Source organism: Novipirellula methanifontis (genome assembly GCF_052161655.1).
GTDB lineage: Bacteria > Planctomycetota > Planctomycetia > Pirellulales > Pirellulaceae > Novipirellula.
Window position 1 is genome coordinate 8,076,469 of record NZ_CP197418.1, and the last position, 21,568, is coordinate 8,098,036.

General features: G+C 53.6%; 17 protein-coding genes. 16 read left to right on the forward strand and 1 reads right to left on the reverse strand.

From position 1 onward, the window contains the following. Positions 1-81: 81 nt before the first annotated feature. Complete coding sequence (fucP, locus tag SH528x_RS28545) at positions 82-1,521, reverse strand: L-fucose:H+ symporter permease (RefSeq protein ID WP_442506837.1); 1,440 nt, start codon at positions 1,519-1,521, stop codon at positions 82-84. A gap of 211 nt (positions 1,522-1,732) precedes the next feature. Between fucP and SH528x_RS28550 the strand changes: the two genes are divergently transcribed. The 16 genes from SH528x_RS28550 to SH528x_RS28625 all read left to right on the forward strand — a co-directional run bounded on the left by SH528x_RS28550 (position 1,733) and on the right by SH528x_RS28625 (position 21,332). Continuing rightward, the gene (locus SH528x_RS28550) at positions 1,733-2,914 is read left to right on the forward strand and encodes a substrate-binding domain-containing protein (protein ID WP_442506838.1); all 1,182 of its coding nucleotides are present in this window, start codon (positions 1,733-1,735) and stop codon (positions 2,912-2,914) included. A gap of 474 nt (positions 2,915-3,388) precedes the next feature. Beyond that, the gene (locus tag SH528x_RS28555) at positions 3,389-4,393 is read left to right on the forward strand and encodes an NAD-dependent epimerase/dehydratase family protein (protein WP_442506839.1); all 1,005 of its coding nucleotides are present in this window, start codon (positions 3,389-3,391) and stop codon (positions 4,391-4,393) included. A 675-nt stretch (positions 4,394-5,068) separates the two neighbouring features. After that, a complete protein-coding gene (locus SH528x_RS28560; RefSeq protein ID WP_442506840.1) occupies positions 5,069-7,012 on the forward strand; it encodes an AI-2E family transporter in 1,944 nt (647 codons plus the stop codon). 34 nt (positions 7,013-7,046) lie between these two features. After that, complete coding sequence (locus SH528x_RS28565; protein WP_442506841.1) at positions 7,047-7,442, forward strand: response regulator; 396 nt, start codon at positions 7,047-7,049, stop codon at positions 7,440-7,442. Then, a complete protein-coding gene (locus SH528x_RS28570; RefSeq protein ID WP_442506842.1) occupies positions 7,439-8,470 on the forward strand; it encodes a putative zinc-binding metallopeptidase in 1,032 nt (343 codons plus the stop codon). The genes SH528x_RS28565 and SH528x_RS28570 overlap by 4 nt, the downstream gene beginning before the upstream one ends. Before the next feature lie 2 nt (positions 8,471-8,472). Continuing rightward, positions 8,473-9,315: a transglutaminase-like domain-containing protein gene (locus SH528x_RS28575; RefSeq protein ID WP_442506843.1), complete on the forward strand. Its 843-nt coding sequence runs from the start codon at positions 8,473-8,475 to the stop codon at positions 9,313-9,315. A gap of 568 nt (positions 9,316-9,883) precedes the next feature. After that, positions 9,884-10,054, forward strand: coding sequence for a hypothetical protein (locus SH528x_RS28580; RefSeq protein ID WP_442506844.1), 171 nt, complete (start codon positions 9,884-9,886; stop codon positions 10,052-10,054). A 20-nt stretch (positions 10,055-10,074) separates the two neighbouring features. After that, positions 10,075-10,782, forward strand: coding sequence for a ribulose-phosphate 3-epimerase (gene rpe / locus SH528x_RS28585; protein WP_442506845.1), 708 nt, complete (start codon positions 10,075-10,077; stop codon positions 10,780-10,782). Further along, positions 10,779-11,366, forward strand: a complete 588-nt coding sequence (locus SH528x_RS28590) for a histidine phosphatase family protein (protein WP_442506846.1) — start codon at positions 10,779-10,781, stop codon at positions 11,364-11,366. The genes rpe and SH528x_RS28590 overlap by 4 nt, the downstream gene beginning before the upstream one ends. Positions 11,367-12,041: 675 nt before the next feature. Continuing rightward, positions 12,042-13,664 (forward strand): DUF1549 domain-containing protein, encoded by a 1,623-nt coding sequence (locus SH528x_RS28595; protein WP_442512198.1) that lies wholly within the window; start codon positions 12,042-12,044, stop codon positions 13,662-13,664. A 160-nt stretch (positions 13,665-13,824) separates the two neighbouring features. Continuing rightward, the gene (locus tag SH528x_RS28600) at positions 13,825-15,096 is read left to right on the forward strand and encodes a DUF1501 domain-containing protein (protein WP_442506847.1); all 1,272 of its coding nucleotides are present in this window, start codon (positions 13,825-13,827) and stop codon (positions 15,094-15,096) included. Between the two features lie 8 nt (positions 15,097-15,104). Continuing rightward, complete coding sequence (locus tag SH528x_RS28605; RefSeq protein WP_442506848.1) at positions 15,105-15,740, forward strand: RNA polymerase sigma factor; 636 nt, start codon at positions 15,105-15,107, stop codon at positions 15,738-15,740. Position 15,741: 1 nt separating this feature from the next. Next, complete coding sequence (locus tag SH528x_RS28610) at positions 15,742-17,829, forward strand: hypothetical protein (RefSeq protein WP_442506849.1); 2,088 nt, start codon at positions 15,742-15,744, stop codon at positions 17,827-17,829. 214 nt (positions 17,830-18,043) lie between these two features. Next, positions 18,044-18,820, forward strand: a complete 777-nt coding sequence (locus SH528x_RS28615) for a GYF domain-containing protein (protein WP_442506850.1) — start codon at positions 18,044-18,046, stop codon at positions 18,818-18,820. Between the two features lie 304 nt (positions 18,821-19,124). Continuing rightward, positions 19,125-19,706 (forward strand): hypothetical protein, encoded by a 582-nt coding sequence (locus tag SH528x_RS28620; protein ID WP_442506851.1) that lies wholly within the window; start codon positions 19,125-19,127, stop codon positions 19,704-19,706. 126 nt (positions 19,707-19,832) lie between these two features. Continuing rightward, a complete protein-coding gene (locus SH528x_RS28625) occupies positions 19,833-21,332 on the forward strand; it encodes a hypothetical protein (RefSeq protein ID WP_442506852.1) in 1,500 nt (499 codons plus the stop codon). The last annotated feature ends 236 nt before the right edge of the window (positions 21,333-21,568 follow it).

Sequence of the window (21,568 nt, forward strand, 5' to 3'; positions counted from 1 at the left end):
TATCTCTTCGATGGGTAAAATGAATGTCAATTGTATTGAACGCAGCTAATTGTCCCTGGCATCCGAAACTTTGCAGGAACACTACGCGGTTTCGGCACGCCGCTTGCCGCCGAACGCATAAACAGCAAAACCAAAGATAGCAATTACAACGAAACAAATCAGCGGCAGGAAGAACGAAACTCTCACTGACTCCAAAGCCTGGCCGGCAATCGTCATTCCTTCGCCATCAATGATTGCTCCTTGATATCGAGGCATAAACGCGCCACCTACGATGGCAAAGATCAACCCGGCCGACCCCAACTTGGCATCGTTGGGCGTTAGGCCATCCAGCGCGATCCCATAGATTGTAGGGAACATCAGCGACATACAAGCTGAAACACCGATTAGACAATACAGCCCCGTAATGCCTTGCAAGAAAATCGCGCCGGCCGTTAATAAACCGCCGCCGATCGCCAATATTCCCAGCAACAAACCAGGTTGCATGAACTTCAATATGAATGTGCAAATGAACCGGCTCGCTAGAAAGATCCCCATCGCCACGATATTGTAGGCCTGGGACTGGGCAGCACTGAGTCCGACCAACGTCATTCCATAGTGAATAACGAACGTCCAGCACATAATTTGTGCCCCAACGTAAAATGCTTGTGCGATCACGCCGCCAATGTATTGCCAGTTGGTGAAGAGATTTTTCATCAGCGTCGTCAGTTCAATGTGCTCCTCTTCATGCCCCGTGTCGGGCAACTTGGAAACAGCGAACATCACCAAAACCGCAAGCACGATCATGGCAATCACAACATAAGGTGTTTTCACGACGTCCAGATCGTGCGCCACCATCGCCTGCCGGGCTTCGGGTTCGGACTCGGCATGCCGTTCCATCGCCTCGGTAATTAATCCGTCGACTTCACTAGGCAGCATCGTCGCGTATTCAGGGTGTGCCTTCTGCTCTGCATCCCGAAACTCAGCAACCTGTAATCCCGGCAAGATAAATATGCTTGCGACCACCATGCCCGTCAGCGAACCGATCGGATTGAACGCCTGTGCGAGATTCAATCTTTGGGTTGCGGTTTCGCGCGGCCCCATTGATAAGATATAGGGGTTCGCGGTGGTTTCCAAAAATGCCAAGCCAAACGTCAGCACATAAAAACCAACCAGAAAGATATTGAAGTTGACCATCATGCTGGCCGGAATCGTCAACAACGCTCCAACCGCATACAGCAACAACCCAATGATAATGCCCGACTTGTACGAAACCTTCCGAATCACGAGGGCAGCCGGAATTGCCATCGTGGCGTAACCGCCGTAAAAGGCCCACTGAACCAAACTGCTCTGCTCATTACTGATCAGAAAGATTTCCTTAAACGCCCGCACCAACGGATTGGTGATGTCGTTGGCAAATCCCCACAAAGCAAACAGCGTGGTGACTAGAATGAAAGGATACAAATAGTGCTTTGGAACGACGGGCGGCGAAGGAGAATCGCCCGACTCAGCACTCGACACGGACGCCGTTTCGACTTCAGTCATGGGTTTCCTAGTAGGTGGCTTTCTGTCGACACTCTTCAAAACAAATTTTTCGCGACGCGAAACTTAGCGTCACTGGCGAGGTTAGAATAACATATTCTGACAGCAAATTTGGCGTGATTCCATACAATTTACTGCATTACCTAAAGCAGTCGAGAATGAAATGCGACAGCGCATTAGCGGTTTGCGACACCGGCCGTAGGAGAGATACCCCATGCATCAAAAATCGCGTCCTCGAATTGCCTTGCTGGTCGAGGCATCGCGTGCGTACGGTCGAGAACTGCTGCGTGGCGTGGCCCTGTATGCCCGCACCCAAGCCGACTGGTCCTTGCTACATCAAGAGATGACATTGGATGCAGCGGTGCCGGATTGGATGCGATCCTCGCGAATCAATGGCGTCATTGCACGAGTGGACACTCACACGATCGAGCCGCTGCGCAACCTAAACGTGCCGATTATTGATGTTCGCTGCAACCGAAAATTCTCGGGAGTCCCTCAGGTCGGAACCGATGATCAGCGAGTCGCAGAACTGGCGTTTCAACATCTTTGGGATCGAGGATTTCGCCGTTTCGCCTTTTGCGGCTTTCGGTTCGCAGCCTACTCCGATGCGCGGCTTCGATCGTTTAGAGATTTGGTTAAGCAATCGGGATGCCCCCTGTCGGTCTACGAGTCCGAAGGAAAACCAAGTAGTCAGCTCACCAGCCTCGAACTTGCCGGAATGACCGACTTCAAACCGCTGTCACACTGGCTCGACCAACTCGAACGCCCCACAGGCTTGTTCGTTTGCAATGACATTCGTGGACAGCAGGTTTTGAACGCTTGCCAGACCTTAGAGATCGCCGTGCCTGATGACCTTGGCGTTATCGGCGTGGATGATGACGACGCAATTTGCTTACTGTGTGACCCAACGCTTTCGAGCGTCCGCCCCAATGCGGAGCGAGTGGGATACCGTGCGGCAGAAATCATGAACAACATCTTGTCTGGAAATCCGCCGACGCAAGACATTGAATCCGTCCCTCCGACGTCGGTTTCCGAACGAATGTCGACGCAAGTCGTTGCGGTGGATGACATTGAATTGGCGCGGGTATGTCGATTCATCCGCCAACACGCCTGCAGTGGAATCAACGTCGCGGACGTTGCGGAACTGACCAATCTGTCACGCCGTCAACTCGAACGTCGATTCCGCGAAGAACTCGGCCGAACGCCACACGAGCAAATCACGGCAACGCAAATCGCGCGAGCGAAACAGTTGCTGCATGAAACCAACATGACCTTGGAACAAATCTCGATCAAGGCTGGCTACGGCCACAAAGAAAGCCTAAGCGCCGTTTTCAAACGAGAAACTGGCGACACCCCCGGCGAGTACCGCCGCAAAATCCAGGTAAAGGTCATCTAAACCGATCGCGGAACCCTCGTCTCGAGGAACCCACGTCCCAAAGCTCCGTCCGGGAACGCACTACGCCAGAGGCTCAGGATGTGCGGAAGATCACTGGCGAGTTCCGGCGTAGCTGCCGTCGCGCTCGCGGCGGATTTCCACGCTCTGGCGAGCTTTGCTAGTGTCTTTCAGCAGCAAAACCTGGCAGTTTTTCAGGTAATAACCCGCTCGTGGTCTGTGATTTGCCTGTCACTCCTACGCCACCGGGCGATTCCCGCTAAATAGTCGCTCATTGGCGTGACCAAAGTGGTTCCGCAGATTTCCTCGGACTACCCCTTACAGGTCAGCCGCTTTGCTGCCGATAGGTAAAAGGAATGGGCTGACTTGATTGAGGCAAAGGGAATTACGGAGCACTTGGCGATCCCACCGCTTTACACGCCCACTATTGAACTCAATTTCGCTCCACGAACCCTATCGACATAAGAAGAATTGAATATGCGTGTATTCGTGACGGGCGGAACAGGGCTGTTAGGCAACACGGTACTGCGACAATTAGAGGCATCTGGGCATCAGACGGTCGCGTTGGTTCGCGGGGAACCCAATCGAGAGATTTTTTCGGGGCTAAGTATTGAATTCCTACGCGGCGACCTTCGTGATACCGACACGATCCATCGAGGCGTTGCCGACTGTGATGCTGTCATTCACTCCGCCGGACTGATCCACTTAGGGTGGACGCGGCTGCATGAATCAATGCAGGTCAATCGCGACGGGACAGCCGTGATCGCAGAAGCGTGCCGCAAATACGATCGCAAACTGGTTCATGTCGGCACAGTCGATACGCTAGCAATTGGTTCACGAGAGGCCATCGTGAACGAATCGACACCAATTACCTCTGCCAACGACCAAATTCCTTGTAGTTACGTGCAAAGCAAGCGGGCTGGGGTGGCAGAGGTGCTGGCGCAAGTCGAATTGGGACTTCGCGCCGCGATCGTGCACCCTGGATTTATGTTGGGTCCTTGGGACTGGAAACCGAGCAGTGGCCGGATGCTGATCGAAGTGGGACGGGCATGGAAACCGTTGGCCCCTTCGGGCGGTTGCAGCCTGTGCGACTCGCGTGACGTTGCCGAAGGCACGATCGCGGCGATCGAGCGAGGCGGTGACGATGGTCGGCAATTTATCTTGTCCGGTGATAACGTGACCTATTTCCAGCTTTGGAAAGAGATCGCCAAGCGAATGAACTCACGTGCCCCACTGATGCCAACGGGCCCTGCCGGACTTTGGCTCGCAGGGAAACTAGGAGACGCATTCTCACTGGTGTCTGGCAAAGAAGGCGACTTGAACAGCGCCGTGGTGCAAATGAGTCGAATGTTCCATTGGTACGACAGCACGCGTGCAAAAACGGAACTGGGATACACTCACCGCGATCAATACGAAACGCTCGACGATGCCGTGGCGTGGATTCAGGACCACCATCTAAACTGCCACCGAATTCCTGCGTGACTTAATCGAAATCCGAGGTCGCAAGTTCGGACGTAAAATCGAGTCTGGTTGTAAGAAGAAACGCGTTTCCCCGCAGCCGATTATCGGCGGCGGGTGTCACCGGCAACCCGCCAGTAAAAACACAGCGTTTCCGGTGCTATCGACTGCAACCCCTCCTATTAAGCGAAGCATCAATTCCCCGTATCTTCAGCATGTTGGCAGATTGCCGGGTTGCCGGTTACTTTCTCACGAAATGAACGGATCCAACGCAATTTTGACAGACGAATGTGGGACAGACGAATGTGGGACAGACGAATAGTCTCTCTGAATTCATGCGGCGGTCCTTCATTCGGCCGCATTTGACATCAAGTCAATGATCGCGGGAAAACAAGGCGATGAACCGAGGCCGGAAACAACATTCGACTGATATTTGGGACACTCAAACGCAAACTATACGGGCGAGGATTAAAGACCAAGAACCAATTTGGCTGAGTCGCAGCGCAGACCTGGAGGACAAGACTCGGTATAGCGGGATAGGAGGTCCTTGGTCTTACGCCAAAGCAACAAAGGCCGCCGCGTGAAAATCCATAGTCTCGCTCCGCTATGAACTCTCGCCTGCATGGTACGGTGTTTGCGTTCAGTTAGAGGATCTGGATGTCCTCTTTCAGGATTCCAAATTCTTTTGTGATCCGTTGAATGGCAAACCCCAAATCCGAACTCGCAACCATCTCTGCGGTTGCCCAATTGCTTGCGGTTATCCTGACCGTCGCGGCGTTGTTCTTCGCTCGTGACGTCTTTATTCCACTCGCACTTGGACTATTGCTCTCGTTTCTGCTCAGCCCCGTCGTCAATCGGCTGCATCGGCTGGGAATTCCGAATGTTGTTTCCGTTGTTTCAACCGCATTCCTTGCGTTCGTCCTTCTGGCCGGTGGTTTCACACTGGTTGGTCGCGAATTGACCACATTGGTCGGTGACCTACCGCAGCATAAGGACGAGCTGGTCTCGAAGGCCCGAAGCGTTGCTGGTCTGACCAGCGGCGTCGGTGGCTCACTCGACAAGCTTGCTGACGAGGTAACCAAGGCGATGGAGAAAGGCGGCAAGGTCGAACAGCCAGACGAACCACCCGAGAGCGATTCTGTTTTCCAGTCGTGGACTAAAAAGCTGCTTCCGGCCACAGCGAGCACGCGTTCCGAGCTTGCTAATGATGGCACCACGGCCAAGACGCCGCTATTCATCAAAGAAGTTCAAGACGATTTGCCGCTGGCATCTTGGGCGACAACCGCCGGTACCGTGCTGGGACCACTTGCCACCGCGGGCCTAGTCAGCGTGTTTGCCCTGTTTATGCTGATCCACCGCGAAGATTTACGTGATCGCATTATCGCTGTGGTCAGTCACGGTAACTACGTCACAACCACCGAAGCGCTCGACGAAGCCGCAGGCCGAATTAGTCGCTATTTGATCGCTCAGACGATCGTCAATACGTCGTACGGTTTTGTGCTAAGCGTGGGCCTCGCCATTATCGGGGTGACGATGACCGAAGATGGAATTTTCCCCAATGCAATCCTGTGGGGTGTGCTGGCAACCTGTTTGCGATTCGTGCCCTATCTTGGCCCCACCGCCGCAGCGATCTTTCCACTTGCGATCGCGCTATCGGTCTTTCCAGGCTACGGCGTTTTCATCGCGGTGCTGGCCTTGATCGTGATAATGGAACTACTCAGCAATAACGTCCTGGAACCTTGGCTCTACGGTGCAAGCACCGGCATCTCTGCTGTCGCGGTGATCGTTGCGGCGGTGTTCTGGGGCTGGCTGTGGGGCCCCGTTGGTTTGCTTCTGTCGACTCCGTTGACCGTTTGCCTCGTGGTACTTGGTCGCTATGTCCCGCGTTTCAAAATTCTTTCGACGTTACTTGGAGAGGAAGTCGAAGTACGGCCATCGATGCGGTTCTACCAACGAATGCTTGCCGGCGATCAGCATCGAGCCGGCGAAATGCTGAGTCAGCATGTCGACGAAATGGACTACAACGCCGCGTGTGACGAAGTGATCGTCCCGGCGCTCAAACGCATCCGCTTCGATCACGACGCCGACCACCTCAGCGGTGCTGACGCGAGTCGATTATTCGCAATGGCGGGTGGTTTGATAGACGGGCTCAAACAAGAAACCAATCACGAATCGTCCGACGCAGACGTGTCAGCGGAACTGCCGATCGTCATCGGATGCACGTCGCATCACTTCAGTGAATCTTTGGTTCTAAATTTGCTTCGCATTGGTAGTGACGGAAGGTACCAACTCATTAGCATCGATGAGGACACACTGCCACAAGAAGTAGGGCGACGAATCGTTGCCAACGATCCGGCAGTCGTCGTGATCGTCGTTCTACCCAAAGGTGGGTTTGTGCAGGCCCGTTACCTTTGCAAGTCGATTCGTGGTGGAGGGTACACCGGGCAAATCGTGATCTCGTGTCTCGGTAAGTTCAAGAACTTCGACAAGCTGTTTGTCAAGTTTCGCAAAGCTGGTGCGACCAGCGTGACCACATCGTACTCGCAAACGCAGGCGAAGATTGATTCCATTTTGAAGCGACATGCCCCTTCGGCTGCATCGCTACCTACACAACCTGAACCCGTTGCTGAAGTCACAACTTGAATCCAGTTGACTGATTCCAGCTAAGTGAACAAACATGACTACCATTCTGCTTGTCGATGATCACGACGACATCCGCGACATGATGACCAAGCATTTGCAAAAGCGTGGTTACGCCGTCGTGACCGCCAAGAACGGACTTGAAGCCGTCCTCGCGACCGCTCAGGCAGCCCCGTCGTTGATCTTGATGGATGTCAATATGCCCGAACTCGACGGGTTGGAAGCGACCATGCAAATTCGTGCTGCGGACGTTGAGAACCGTATCCCGGTCATCGCACTGACCGCTCACGCTTTGCCGGATGATGAATCGCGGGCCATTGCTGCGGGTTGCGACGCCTTCCATCCCAAGCCGATTGATTTTGAAGTGCTGTTTTCGCAGATCAGCCAACTGCTCGGCGAAATAGCTACCGATTCCGGAGCGGTGCGTTCGTGAAAACAGGCAAATGTCGCTGTGGCAGTCGTATTTTCTTCAACAACCATGGTTGCCTTAGGTGCCATGCGCCGCTTGGCCGTTGCATTCCATGCGGTTCACTAACAAGTTTTTCAGACGGAAAACCGTCCTGGATATGCGATTCATGCGGAACCGTGGTGCATGCCTGCACCAACCAATCCCATGGCATTTGTCATTCGTTTAACGAATTGGCGAACACACTTTGCCGCTTTTGCCAATTCACGAGCGTGACTCCACCTCTGAGTCAATCTGAGAGCGTTCGTCGTTGGGCTACGATGGAATCCGCAAAGCGTCGATTGCTGTTACAACTCGAAGAACTCAATTTACCGCCATTCATCGACGGTGTGCAGCAATCGCATCCCCTTAGCTTCGAGTTTCTCGAAAACTCGGTCGATGCTCAAGGACAAACAAACAATGTCACGACCGGACATGAGAACGGTCTCATCACGATCAACTTAGCGGAAGCGGACAGTGTCCATCGCGAGCGGCTTCGTGTTGAATTGGGCGAACCTCACCGCACACTCATCGGTCACATGCGACATGAGATAGGGCACTACATCGACTGGTCGTGGGCATCACGTGTAGCACCTGAGAAATACCAGCAACTATTTGGTGATCCTATTGCAATTGACTATAGCGAAGCGATGAAACGGCACTATGACCAAGGACCGCCATCGAACTGGGCGAGCAGCTATGTCAGCGCCTACGCTTCGATGCATCCGTGGGAAGACTTCGCAGAAACAGTTAACGCCTACCTCGACATCATCGCAATCGCGACCACCGCCATTGAATTAGGTCGCAGCGAATTAAATCTGTCGCCGGACGCGGACGCGGAGGAACTCGTTTTGTCGGTCCTGGAAATCGTCGTCGAAGTGAACGAATACAACTTTGACCTGGGACTGATGCCGTTGTTGCCCGAACGCATACCACCCGCCGTTTTAGACAAACTAGCGTACGTACACTCATTGCGTAGCAAAAACCTTTCCCCCACTCCTCAAGTAGTGAATTGAAAATGAACCAGATTCTCGTTGGCAGCCATATCAAGTACACCGTCAATTCGCCGACTACTTTTCTGCTGAATGTCTCCGTTGCTCAGAACGAGCATCAGTTGATAACGAAAGAGTCGATCGAAGTCTTCCCCTTTCACAAAATGGAAGAGTGTGCCGTCGGACCGCTCGGCAATCGCTTGCTGCGTATGACGGCTGACCCCGGTGAACTTACGATTCAGTATCAGGCCACGGTGGAACTCCGTGCGAATGAAGTCGACTCGACTAACTTGTGCGAGGTCGACTACGAGAATCTTCCCGCAGACGTGCTGAGTTACCTGAATCCGAGTCGCTACTGCGAGTCCGACAAGTTGTTTCGTTTTGCTGGGGAAGAGTTCGGTGATTTGGTTCCCGGTTACTCTCGAGTGACCGCCATCTGCAACTGGACCTATGATCATTTGACCTACACGCCTGGCAGCACCGGCCCGACGACCACTGCGTGCGATGTCTTGTTACAGAGAACCGGTGTTTGCCGCGACTATGCCCACGTGGCCATCAGTCTCTGTCGTGCGATGGGCATCCCGGCTCGCTACGTTTCCGGGTACGCCGTCAATTTGCAACCGCCAGACTTCCACGGATTCTTTGAAGCTTACCTCAGCGGAGAGTGGTTTTTGTTCGACGCAACAAGACTTGCCCCCGTTGGTGGCTTGGTTCGCATCGGCACCGGCCGCGATGCCGCCGACGTCGCTTTTGCGACTCTTCGCGGCGACGCCCAGAGCACTGAAATGGAAGTCTGGGCTAACGAACAAGACACCAACGATTACTTGCTGAACCCCGAAAATGTCATCACAGCAGTGAGCTCGGCTTAGTGCGAAATGCACTCTGCAGTGGTATTCAAGCCGCGGTTGCGTTCGCCAGAAAGTGGCTTACCGTCTAGCGAACGCAGCTACATCAATTGCAAAAATGATCTAGCCAATCGTCTTTTGGGATCGCCATCTGAATTGCCACCGAATTCCCGCGTGGCTCGATCGAAATCCGAGGCTGCGAGTTCCGGCGTGAAAATGAGCCTGTTTTTACGATGAAACGTGTTTTCCCGCTGCCAATCATCGGCGGCACTCGCCGGTTCCCTCGGCCAACCGAGTCAATCCACAGCCGGCCAAAAAGACGATTAGCACGGCAATTCACGACGTTTTCGCACTAGCAATCCTTGCTGAACCACGGCGGCATGGAGGAAGTTGCTGCTAGCATTCCATCGGACCTGTGCCCCCTGAGGCTCTGGAAAAGCATGTATCGATGGTCTGAATCGGATCAAAAAATGATTTCCCGAAAGTTTTAAGGGAAGATTGAAAACCACTACAGCTTTCACTCCTCGATATTTTACGCGAATCAGGGCCCGGACTTTGCCACGCCCCCGCCGTTTGGGTGGATTCGTGAAGATTGAGTGAATTGACAAGTCGCGGTGCTCGCGATCAACCTGTTGCGATCAATTCGACTTGGCTGCTCCTCCGATCTTTTGGACGAGCGGTCATCCCCGATGCCGATGTCGCGACGACCGCGAATTCATTGGCACGAAATGGATCGCCAATGTTGGGCGATGTCGAATCCTGACACGCTTGTGAGAAACCTGTATGACCCGAGCGAAGCTCGATATGATCCGAGACGCGGCGCCGGCTGTATTGCCGAGCCTGCTGATTTGCGATTTTGGTGATTTACGCACCGAGGTAGCAAAATTGGCGGACGCGGGGACGAAAGTATTGCACTTGGATGTGATGGACGGGCAATTTGTCCCGAACCTGACCTACGGCATGCCAATTGTCGAGGGTTTGCGTCGTCACACGGAAATGCCGCTTGATGTCCACTTGATGATCAGCGACCCGCTAAAGTACGCCAAGCCGATGGTTGAGGCTGGTGCCGATATGCTGACGTTTCATGTCGAAGCGGTCCAAGACGCTGCCTACACCGCCCGTGAGATCAAGAAATTAGGAGTCGGCGTCGGCGTGGCCTTAAACCCGGACACTTCGATTCGCGACCTCGAGCCGTGTCTTGACGACGTCGATATGGTTTTGGTGATGAGTGTGAACGCAGGTTTTGGCGGCCAGTCGTTCAATCCCGCTGCACTCGACAAACTGAAACTGTTGCGAGAGAGTCACCCTGACTTGTTGCTGGAAATCGATGGCGGCATCAACACCGACACGATTGGTCAAGCTCGAGCAGCGGGCTGTGACTTGTTTGTGGTGGGCTCAGGGATTTTTCGCGCTGACGATTATGGAACGGCGATTGCCGAATTAGATGCGTCGATCGCAGCCGCCGACAAACAAAAAGGAGCGGGAACATGATTACGCTTCGAATACCGGTCATGTCGCGAGTGCTTGTCATTCGCCCAGGTGCCACGAAATTTGATGACGAGCAGCGGATCAAGGGTTCGCTGGACATGCCGATGAGTGACCGCGGGATGGTGCAAGCCAACTTGCTCGCTGCGGAATTAGCGGACGTGCATTTCAAAACGATCTACACGTCTCCTTGCGAATCGGCTCGCGAAACAGCAGCTCGTTTGGCCAAGGGACGTGACATTCGAGTCAAAGTAATCGATGTATTTCGAAACATTGACCACGGATTGTGGCACGGCAAATTGATCGAAGAGGTGCGACGCAACCAGCCTCGCGTCTACCGCACCGGACTTGAATCGCCAGACGACCTCTGTCCTCCGGGCGGAGAAACGATCCGCGAAGCCCGGGCACGCGTGGTCAAGGCCGTTCGCAGAGCCGCCAAGAAGAGCCGCGATGAAATCGTGGCGATCGTGGCTCCAGATCCGATGGCGTCGATCATCCAAAATCTGCTCAGCGGGGAACCGCTCCCCAATCTGTGGCAATCGGAAACGGATGGGGCGACTTGGAATCTAGTCGAATCTGAATTCTCTTGATGGGAAATTTCGCGTAACGCTTCGCCGAAAACACGGCGGAGCGATACAGCGAAAGCAATTCCGACCGCTCGGCCCATGATTTCGGAGTGGGCTGTAGCTGGTTTTCGCGGTGAAATGCCGCAATTAAACATGCCTGAGTTTCACGGCAGCGACACTCGGGATTGGCTAAATCACACTCAATTGTGAACGTCATCGTGCCGACTCGCCAAACGCGACGACGCCTCAGCCTGCAATTTCGTTAGAAATCGCCTCTTTTTTCGTCTCCAGCCGGTCTCAAGCCGTTTCAATCTTTGTGAGACGCTATTTTCGCTAATAGAATAGGGGTTGAGCCCGAGCGTGCGAGTACATCTTGCACGACTCGACGTTACAACATTGCCACCCTGGAAATGCAATACATCGTCGCGATCGCTTGTCCGAAGCGACCGCGAGCTAAGAATCATCTCCGCCAATTTCTGTCTCCCTCCGATTGAACCCCCTACTGGGAGAATTGGAATCGGCGAGGCGCAAAATGACGAGCGCCCCCCAATTCGAGGCAGGCGAGATGAGCTGTAGTTGGATGACCAGCGGTGGCGACTGCAACTCCCTACGTTTGCCGGAAATGCTGCAATGAAGCCAGAAATGAAGCAACTCTTCAGAAAAACGATGTCGATCGGCATGGTCGTGATCACCATAACGATGGGCATGGTGTTTGTGACGGCTAGCGCCGCATCCGCAGCGAACACAGTGCCAAGCCAAGTCGCCTTGATCAACGATACGATCGAGCAGGGCTGGCGTGATTACGAAATCCGCCCCGCGCCCGAGGTCGATGATGCCACTTGGTGTCGCCGCGTTTACTTGGATGTGATTGGCCGGATCCCAACTCTCGAAGAACTGCAGTCGTTTTTGGATAGCAAAGGAAGCGACAAACGAGCGAAGCTAGTTGACCAATTACTGTACGACGACAAGTACACCGAAGAGTACGCAAACCACTGGGGAACGATTTGGACAAACGTCTTGATCGGTCGCTCCGGTGGAACCGATCGACGCTCGATGACCAGTCGCGATGGCATGCAAAAGTATCTTCGCGACGCGTTCGCGATGAACAAACCCTACAACACGATGGTCTATGAACTTGTCACTGCCGAAGGGTCAACCAAACCAGGCACGGATAAATTCAACGGTGCGGTCAACTTCCTGGTCGACAAGGTCAACGACGATAACGGTGTTTTGGCGACCAGCAGTACGTCACGTATTTTTCTGGGCCAACAAGTTCAATGCACCCAGTGTCACAACCATCCGTTTAACCAGTGGAAGCAGCAAAAATTCTGGGAGTTCAATTCGTTTTTCCGCCAATCCCGCTCACTGCGACGGTTTGTTAGCGGCACAAGAGACATCGACCATGCTGAATTGGTCAGCGAAGACTTTGGCGGCGAAGGGGGTGACCCCAATGACGCCTTGGTGTTTTACGAGCTACGCAATGGCTTGACCAAAGTTGCCTATCCGGTGTTCACCGATGGTACAGAGATTGAGAAGAGCGGATATGTGAGCGAGGTCAATCGCCGCAAGGAACTCGGTCGCTTGATGCTCGAGAGCGAATTCCTGGACAAGATGGCGGTCAATCGAATTTGGTCCCACTTCATGGGATTTGGTTTCACCAAGCCGGTTGATGATTTAGGACCGCACAACCCAGCGTCGCATCCAGCACTGCTCGAGGACCTTGGAAAAGAGTTCCGCAAAAGCAGCTACGACACAAAGCAACTGATCACATGGATTACGCTTAGTCGCCCTTACAACTTGAAAGCGTTGCTGGGTCCGACGAATGAAATCGACGATCCTACGATTGGCGAGATGCCAAAATTTTCGCGTTTCTATCTTCGCCAAATGAGTGCTGAACAACTTTACCAATCGCTGGTCAGCTCGACCAACGCAGGGGGTGGTGGCAGCTACGAAGAACAAGAGCGTCAACGTCGCCAATGGATGGAGCAATTCGTTGTCGCGTTCGGAACCGATGAAGGGGACGAAGCGACCACGTTCAATGGCTCGATTCCTCAAGCGTTGATGTTGTTCAACGGTGATTTAGTCAAAAATGCAACGAGTACTAAACCGGGCAGTTTTCTGGACCGGCTTTCCCAAAGCGGGCGTTCTCCCCGCGATCGGTTGACCGACTTGTTTATGGCGGGCGTTGCGCGTCGCCCCAGCAAAGATGAAATGATGATCGCTGGAAAATTGATGGTCGCCCGCAAAGGAAACGAAAAAGAGATGTTACAAGACATGTGGTGGGTGATTTTGAACACCAACGAATTCATCATGCAGCACTAAGAATCCAGCAGTTTGTTACTGTCGTCATTACGCTCGCGAGAGTGTGGATTCCCGCCATCTGGCGACGTCCTGCGACATCGAAATGCGACCATCCACTGCGGTATCCCCAACCTGAAAGCTTTCAGCTTCGTTTTAAGGCAATTGAAAAGGCACGTTTGAGATGATTAATCAATGGCACACCCCTACGGGGATGACTCGGCGTCACTTCATGAGCCACCTTGCGGGCTCGTCCGCCGCTGCTGCGGCATCGTTCACGATGGGCAGTTCGATTTATGCGAACAGCGACGAACTGAAAAAGAAACGACGTTCGGCGATCATGCTATGGATGGGTGGCGGTCCTTCGACGATTGACATTTGGGATCTTAAACCAGGCTCAAGTAACGGTGGCCCATTTCGCCCAATCTCAACGACCGGCGACATGCAAATCTGTGAGCATATGCCATTGATGGCTCAGCAGATGAAGCACATGTCAATCGTTCGCAGCATGTCCACTCGCGAAGCGGATCACAATCGCGGTCGCTACTACATGCATACCGGCTATGTTCCCAACCCCAACATCGAACACCCGAGCTACGGTTCGGTGCTGTCGCACGAACTGATTGACCAGCGTCCTGAATTGGAGATTCCTCCGTTTGTATCCATCGGTGGTGCAAGCACCGGCCCAGGCTTCCTCGGCATGGCATGGTCTCCCTTTTCGGTGACCAGCAACGGCCGCATTCGCAATCTTGAGATGAGCATGGAAAACTCTCGCTTGATGCAGCGGATGGCGGCTCTGAACATGATCGAGCAAGATTTTGCCAAGCGAACGCGTGATCTGCCGGCTAGCGAGCACGCAAAAGTCCTTAAAAAGACGTTTGACTTGATGACCAGCGACCAAATGAAGGCGTTCAAGGTCGCCGAAGAACCCGACGAAGTGAAGGAACGATACGGCACCAACGGATTTGGACAAGGCTGTTTGCTGGCTCGTCGATTGGTCGAAGCCGGCGTGCCGTTTATCGAGGTTGACTTGGGCGGCTGGGATAACCACGGTGATATTCACGCCACGCTGAAAGACAACAAGCTGCCGATTCTCGATAAAGCGATGAGCGCACTAGTCGAAGATCTGGAGCAGCGTGGATTGCTGCAGGATACTGTGGTAATGTGGATGGGTGAATTTGGACGTACTCCCAACATCAACGCCGGAGCGGGTCGCGACCACTTCGCGCGGGCATGGTCTTGCGTGGTTGGTGGGGCCGACATCAAGGGCGGCTTGGCGGTTGGCGCGACCAGCAGCGACGGGTCGGCTGTGGAAACAGAACCGTACAGTTCCGAAGACCTGATGACGACGGTGGTCAAAGGACTAGGAATTTCGACCGAAAAAACCTTTACTAGTAAGAACGGTCGACCGATGAAGATCGCTGGTGGCGGTAAGATCATTCGCGAACTCGTGTAATTAATGCAGTGCCAAAGTCGGATGGATCGCAACGTAAACCCAGCCTCTCTGCAGTGGATGAAAGTCATCCTGATCATGCGGAGGGAGGTCTTCGTAGCTCCATCACTGGCTCGAGCGTCTGTGATCCCCACGTTGACCTGACTCCCGCCGAACTGATCGAACGTCACCAACGTGGGGTTTGGCGGTATCTGCGGATGCTCGGGTGCGATAGTGCCACTGCGGACGATCTGACTCAGGAAACGTTTTTGCGTGTGTTGCGACAAGGAAATTTTACGCAACACAATGACGCCGCGACGTCAGGCTATCTGCGCCGTACAGCCTACAATCTGCTGGTCTCGCGGCACCGCAAACATGGTCGTGTTCAGACCGTTGCCGAGCCGGCGGTACTGGATGAGATCTGGAATCGCTGGGCGGGCAAGGATTTGACTGGCGATATTGCCGTCGATGCACTAAGAAATTGCATGGAATTGCTAACTGAGCGAGCACAATTGGCACTGCAAATGCGTTTTAGAGATGACATCAGCCGTGTGGAGATCGGAGCGGCGCTAGGAATTTCCGATCATGGTGCACGGAATTTGATGCAGCGAGCAAAGCAACAACTCCGAGATTGTGTCGAGGAAAAGCTGCAAGCCACGAAAATATAAGATGAATCGAAAAATTTCCCCTAACGACGAACTGGCGATTGACGCGTTTTTGGCCGAGTTACACGGCCAACCCGCTCCCGATTTGTCCAAGCAGATCTTGGCGCAATGGAGCGAAATCTCGGTTGTCAACGATTCGCGAGCGGATGCCGCCACGGCATCACGCGATTCTGGTGTCGAGGTTGCGGCAAGTCGTCGCAGTGTCGTGATGGACAAGCCTTCAACCCATGGCGTTTGGAAATTTGCGATCGCGATCGCTGCGATTGCTGCTGCGGTTTTAGTATTCGTTTGGGTTGGACGCGATTCGACCAACCCAAATGGCAAACGGAAAGCTTTTGAACTTGCTGCTAGCGATCCGCAGAACACCCATATAACGACGATCGAGCCAACTCAGACGCCTCGACCACTAGAAATTGCTCAAGTCACCCCCGTGACGCCCAACCGAGACAACTCGCCAAACAACGCATCGGGCAATCCGACAACGGTGCCGGATCCGAATGACGCGTCAAAGTCAGCCGAGCGAAAACCGCTGAAAGGCATCCCGTTAGCGATGGAGTCATCGTCGGAACCTTCACTTCCGGATGTAAAATCGCTTTCGGATGTGAACGAGCCAAAAATCGACGCACCGCCTCGGATCAAGGTGCCGACGATGGCACCAGAGAAGCTGAAGGCCGTAACGCTTGTCGCCAAGCAAATCGACACCAATTTGCACGACTATTGGTCCTCGATTGGCATTCAAGCGGCGCAGGAAGCGGAAGTGGCAGAGATCACTCAGCGGTTGTCGAGTGTTTTAGAGATCACGGTTCCCGAAAGCGCGATTGAATCAGCCGAATCGTTTGAACGATTCCTTTCCGATCCCGAGATTGCGAGAGGCGCGGCGTCTCAGTTTATGACCGTTGTCACCGAGGGTGGATTCAAAAAACTCGATCCTGAAAATCAATCATTGCTGGTGAAAGAGCTGGCGAGTTGCTTTGAGTCAAACCAACCGTTTGACGAGACGCTGGCGGCTTGGATCAGTGGCGATAGCGAAAATTCGCTGCGTTGGTATTCAGCAAATGCTGACGACGGCGTTCATCCATTGGCTCGTCGTCTTGCAACATTGACCATGAATGTGGACGTGCGATGCATCAAATGTCACGACTCGATCATTGATAGCCGTGGCACCCAAAGTGAATACTGGGCGTTCACGGGACTTTTGGAACGGAGCGTGACACGCAAGAACAAGAAAGTGGTTTCGATTACAGCGGATCGCACTAAGGATGATCTCGTTTTCTTCGAGACACTCGACGGACTGCAAAAAGTTGTCGAAGCAGGGGTTCCAGCGGGCTGGATTGCGGGCAGCGGCAACACCGCAGCGATGGATCTAAAACAGTGGTCACAACGCGTTGTTGGGTCTCGCGAACTTGCCCGTGGGGTCGTGAACTCGATGTGGCGAATGATTCACGGACGTCCACTACGAGGTTCGGTTGTCGATTTATCAACGCCTCCGCATACCGAATCGCTCGGTTCGCTCGAGCGACGCTTGGTGGACGATTTGATTGATTCGCGTTTCAATATCGCACGAACTTTAGCGTTAGTCGTCTCGACGCCATCCACGCGTCGTTCGGTTCCGCTGCCCCTTCGAGCCGACCAGATTGCGATGGCAAGCCAAGCCGAAATCGATCATGGAAACATGTTGGTGGGTGCGTTCGCGGCGACCGCACCACAGCACGCATCGTTGCCCGTAGGCAAGCGAGTTCGCTTTGCAAATCAATCGGTTGGCATCAGCCTGGATGCGATTCGCAAAGAGACAATGCTCTTAGCGCAAACGCTCGATGCATCGAATTCGAATGCGAAACCCAAAAACTCCGATACGAAAGCCCCTGCAAAGGCGAACGTTACCATTGAGCAGTTTCCTGCCAATGCAGCTGGTCCTCCAGTTCAATGGTTGACCTTGATCGACGATTTGGACCAAAAGGTAAACCACCTTGCTTATCTCGTCCCTATGCAACAGGTTCCAAAATCAGTCACTGAAGTGGTGGACAAGATGGTCACCGAAAAAACCGCCGAACCGCTTATCTTGCATCGCGTTTGGTGGATGATTCATCCTTAATGGATCCGACCTGTTCGTGGCGCACATGTTCGTGGCGGGCATAATTGGACGTAGACCCTCTGGGACCCTCCGGATGCAAAAGCAGCTGAGTTTTTCTATAGGGGGGTTGGTCGCTAAAAGCCACGCGGCTTGCTGGATTGATTATGATAGAGCCCCAACGGCAATTTGCTGTGTGTGATTCGTTTCCATCTAGTCTTGCAAGGCCGTAATTGACATGGGCATCCGGTTCGCCTGCCATGTTTGTGACAAGCAGCTGAATATCAAAAGTCAACTCGCAGGCAAGCGTGGTGTATGCCCTGCCTGTTCGGCACGGTTTCGCATTCCCTTGCAAGACTCGCCCAAATCGTCACCTGTGCAATCGCAAGCTGCACCGACCGCCGCCGAATCTCGGGCTGGAGCTCCGCAGCCTCAAGCCAAACCCCAGCAGAATGACTCGAATACTGCACACGCGGATTCCTCGGGTCATGCGGATTCCTCGGGCGATGATATCGATGCGGATGTCTCGGTTGCTCCCCCTTCGCCGGCTACGGAACGATCGAAGTCGTCCAGCGCGCTTTTTGACGGCGAGTCGACGTGGTACGTCCGGCCGCCTAGCGGTGGGCAATATGGCCCCGCCAATGAAGAGGTGTTTCGAGAGTGGATAACCGAGGGACGCGTTGCAGCCACCGCACTTGTATGGCGAGATGGTTGGGCTGAGTGGCGCGAAGCGATCGAGGTGCTGCCCGAATTGTCCGGTCGCAGCGAATCCGCACGCGGTGGACCTGAGCTGAACCTTGTTTTTGGAGACTCGGGCGCCGCGCGTCCGCAGAACTCAGCCCCGATCGACAACTACTCGGGTGGCGCTGCGACGACCACGACTGAAGTACACGGAAACCGCCAGATTGGTGCGATCAAACGAAAGCGATTTTTGCAGCGGGCCGTGACAATCACAGTGCTCTCTCTTGTCGCCATTGGGTTAGTTGCTGCATTACTTGCGGTCGCGGGACGTTAGTGACTCGTTCTCACGATTGCAGCGTCACGTTCCGTCTCAAACAGAGACTGGCCAAACAGAGACGGGCATTGTATATCCGTGCGTTCTGGAATGAGATTTGCCACGGCGTTGGGTGATATTATGTTGCTTTGCCACTGGGATGCATGGATACTGCGGGACCGATACCCGCTGATGGATTGATGTACTACAGTATCGGTTAACTGACGCTGAGGCGAATCCTTCCAAAACGCTTTGGCGACGGTCATCAATTTCGACGACACGCTAAAACCTTGACTCACCAAAAACCTCCTTAGGAGCCAAAACGATGACGATTGCGCCACGACTGGACGCCCTTTGCCTTGCCATGCTTTTCAGCGTGGTTGCGACAAGTTCATTTGCCGCGGATGAAGCGGACACAGCAGCCAAAGAAGAAGCGAAGACTGTCAGCGTGTTTGGCGAGGCCGACTTGAAGGTTCCCGCTCAATTCAAGGCAACCAAGCCTCAATCAGGCATTGTCGAGCACGAATTTGTGGCAAAGTCGGCCAAGGACGACGCAGCGACCGCCCGGGTCACGTTCATGGCTGCCGGCGGCGATGTTCAAGCCAATATCAGCCGTTGGAAGGGCCAATTCAGTGGTGGGGATGCTGAGGCACAGAAATCCAAAGAGATGAAAGTTGGCAAGTGGAACGTCCACATCGTCGACGTCAGCGGAAAGTTCCAAGAACGGATGGGCGGCGGGCCTTTCTTTGGTGGCAAAACGGTCGAGCGAGAAAACTATGCGATGGCCGGCGCGATCATTGTCCATCCCGAAGGTCGCAAGTACTTTGTCAAAATGGTCGGACCCGCTGAAGTTGTGAATGAAAATCGCGACGCGTTTGTTGAGATGATCAAGAGCATTGATAAGTAAGGATTTCGACGTAGCTGCCGTCGCCAGACGGCGGAAATCCACACTCTGGCGAGCGTAGCGACCAACAGAAATAAACCGCACGTTCCAAGCGGTATTGAACACAGGCCTTTTTGTAAGCATCCCGCGATGAACATCCAAAGTTTCCTTGAACATCATGGCATCCTCCGTAACCCGTTTGCGGAGGAAGATGCTCAAACCGACCCTGTCTTTAAAGAACATTGCATCAGCAATGCCTACCATCCGATCTGGGACAAAGTTTACGGTGACCCGAGCGATCCATCGACCTCGATCATCTTTGGTCCCAAAGGATCGGGAAAGACCGCGATGCGGTTGCAAATTGACCGCCATCTGGGACGTTACAACAACGAGAATCCCGAGCGACGGGTCTACGTCATTCACTACGACGACTTTAACCCGTTCTTGGATCACTTCAGCGAACGGCTAAGTCGACGCGTCAACAAGAAACCCGAAAAGGTGCTCGATGCTTGGCGTTTGTGGGACCACGTTGACTCGATCCTTTGCATTGGGGTGACCGATTTGGTGGACCGCATGCTTGGCGTCAACTCAACCGGCAAGGCGGACGCGATTGATGATGCTTCGATCCGTTCGTTGGATCGAACTTCGGCCCGTGATTTGTTGCTATTGGCGGCGTGTTACGACCAATCAACCGACTCAACGTTCATGTCGCGTTGGAATTCGCTGCGAAAACATCTTCGCTTTGGTAATTTGTCGTCAAAAACGACACTTTTTGCCGCGATTGTTTGGTCGATCCTTGCCGTCATTTTTGTCGCTTGGTTGTTTCCACCGACTGTGCTCGAAGAGGGTGGCCGTGATTTGACCGCGTTGTGGCTATTGCCGCTGCTGCTAGTCATCGGATGGATTCCGCACTGGATCCGTGTCATCAAATGCCAATTCGCAGCACTCGGAATGCACAAACATATGCGGGTTGGCAAACGCGAAACCGCCTCGATGCGCAAGGTGCTGCAAAGCATTCCTAAGTCGGAATTGGCCAGCCAGCCATTGCCCCGCTACGATCGCACCGATGATCGCTACGAATTGCTACATAAGTTCCAAGGGATCCTAAGAAAGCTGGGGTACACCGGGATCATTGTCCTGATGGATCGTGTTGACGAACCCCACATGACGGGTGGAAAGCCCGAGCTGATGCAGCGTTTTGTCTGGCCATTGCTCGACAACAAACTGCTAAAGCATCCTGGCATGGGATTCAAAATGATGCTGCCTCAAGAATTGCATCGAGAAATCGAACGCGAGACTCGCGAATTTCACGAGCGAGCAAGACTGGACAAGCAGAATGTGATCCCCGCATTCCAGTGGACTGGCGAAGCGTTGTACGATCTCGCTCGTGCCCGGATGATGGCTTGTGCAGGAGACAACCAAAATCCCGAGCCAAAAGACCTGTTCGAGGACGACGTCAGCTACCAACGAATGCTTTCCGCGTTCCAGTCGTTGCGGGTACCACGGCACCTGTTCCGATTCCTCTATCGCGTTTTGGTCGACCACTGCAATCACTACACCGACTCGCAGCCTGAGTTCAAAATCAAGGCCGAGACGTTTGAATCGGTGCTTGCCGTCTACGGTCGCGATAACGATCCTAGCTTCACGTAGAGAGCAATTCGGCAACAAATGCTGTGATTCGCAGCGAGAATCGGGGCTGTGATTGCGGCGATATCAACATACCGCCCGACCGGTCGTCATTTTCGCCCCGGAATTCCCCTTCCTCGGCTCGCCACGAGCGGCTGGGGCTTGGTCATTTCTGATGCTTTTGGTACGCTGTGCTTTGCGGCGACGCGTTTAAACTTAAATATTAATTAAATCTGTGTTGGAATTGGCTTTCCATTCCA

Excerpts from the sequence above, each read along its gene's own strand:
- SH528x_RS28555 (WP_442506839.1), top strand. The coding sequence starts at position 3,389 with ATGCGTGTATTCGTGACGGGCGGAACAGGGCTGTTAGGCAACACGGTA.
- SH528x_RS28560 (WP_442506840.1), top strand. The coding sequence starts at position 5,069 with ATGGCAAACCCCAAATCCGAACTCGCAACCATCTCTGCGGTTGCCCAA.
- SH528x_RS28600 (WP_442506847.1), top strand. The coding sequence starts at position 13,825 with ATGATTAATCAATGGCACACCCCTACGGGGATGACTCGGCGTCACTTC.
- SH528x_RS28625 (WP_442506852.1), top strand. The coding sequence starts at position 19,833 with ATGAACATCCAAAGTTTCCTTGAACATCATGGCATCCTCCGTAACCCG.
- SH528x_RS28595 (WP_442512198.1), top strand. The coding sequence starts at position 12,042 with ATGGGCATGGTGTTTGTGACGGCTAGCGCCGCATCCGCAGCGAACACA.
- fucP (WP_442506837.1), bottom strand. The coding sequence starts at position 1,521 with ATGACTGAAGTCGAAACGGCGTCCGTGTCGAGTGCTGAGTCGGGCGAT.
- SH528x_RS28550 (WP_442506838.1), top strand. The coding sequence starts at position 1,733 with ATGCATCAAAAATCGCGTCCTCGAATTGCCTTGCTGGTCGAGGCATCG.
- SH528x_RS28565 (WP_442506841.1), top strand. The coding sequence starts at position 7,047 with ATGACTACCATTCTGCTTGTCGATGATCACGACGACATCCGCGACATG.
- SH528x_RS28620 (WP_442506851.1), top strand. The coding sequence starts at position 19,125 with ATGACGATTGCGCCACGACTGGACGCCCTTTGCCTTGCCATGCTTTTC.
- SH528x_RS28590 (WP_442506846.1), top strand. The coding sequence starts at position 10,779 with ATGATTACGCTTCGAATACCGGTCATGTCGCGAGTGCTTGTCATTCGC.
- rpe (WP_442506845.1), top strand. The coding sequence starts at position 10,075 with ATGACCCGAGCGAAGCTCGATATGATCCGAGACGCGGCGCCGGCTGTA.
- SH528x_RS28575 (WP_442506843.1), top strand. The coding sequence starts at position 8,473 with ATGAACCAGATTCTCGTTGGCAGCCATATCAAGTACACCGTCAATTCG.
- SH528x_RS28610 (WP_442506849.1), top strand. The coding sequence starts at position 15,742 with ATGAATCGAAAAATTTCCCCTAACGACGAACTGGCGATTGACGCGTTT.
- SH528x_RS28615 (WP_442506850.1), top strand. The coding sequence starts at position 18,044 with ATGGGCATCCGGTTCGCCTGCCATGTTTGTGACAAGCAGCTGAATATC.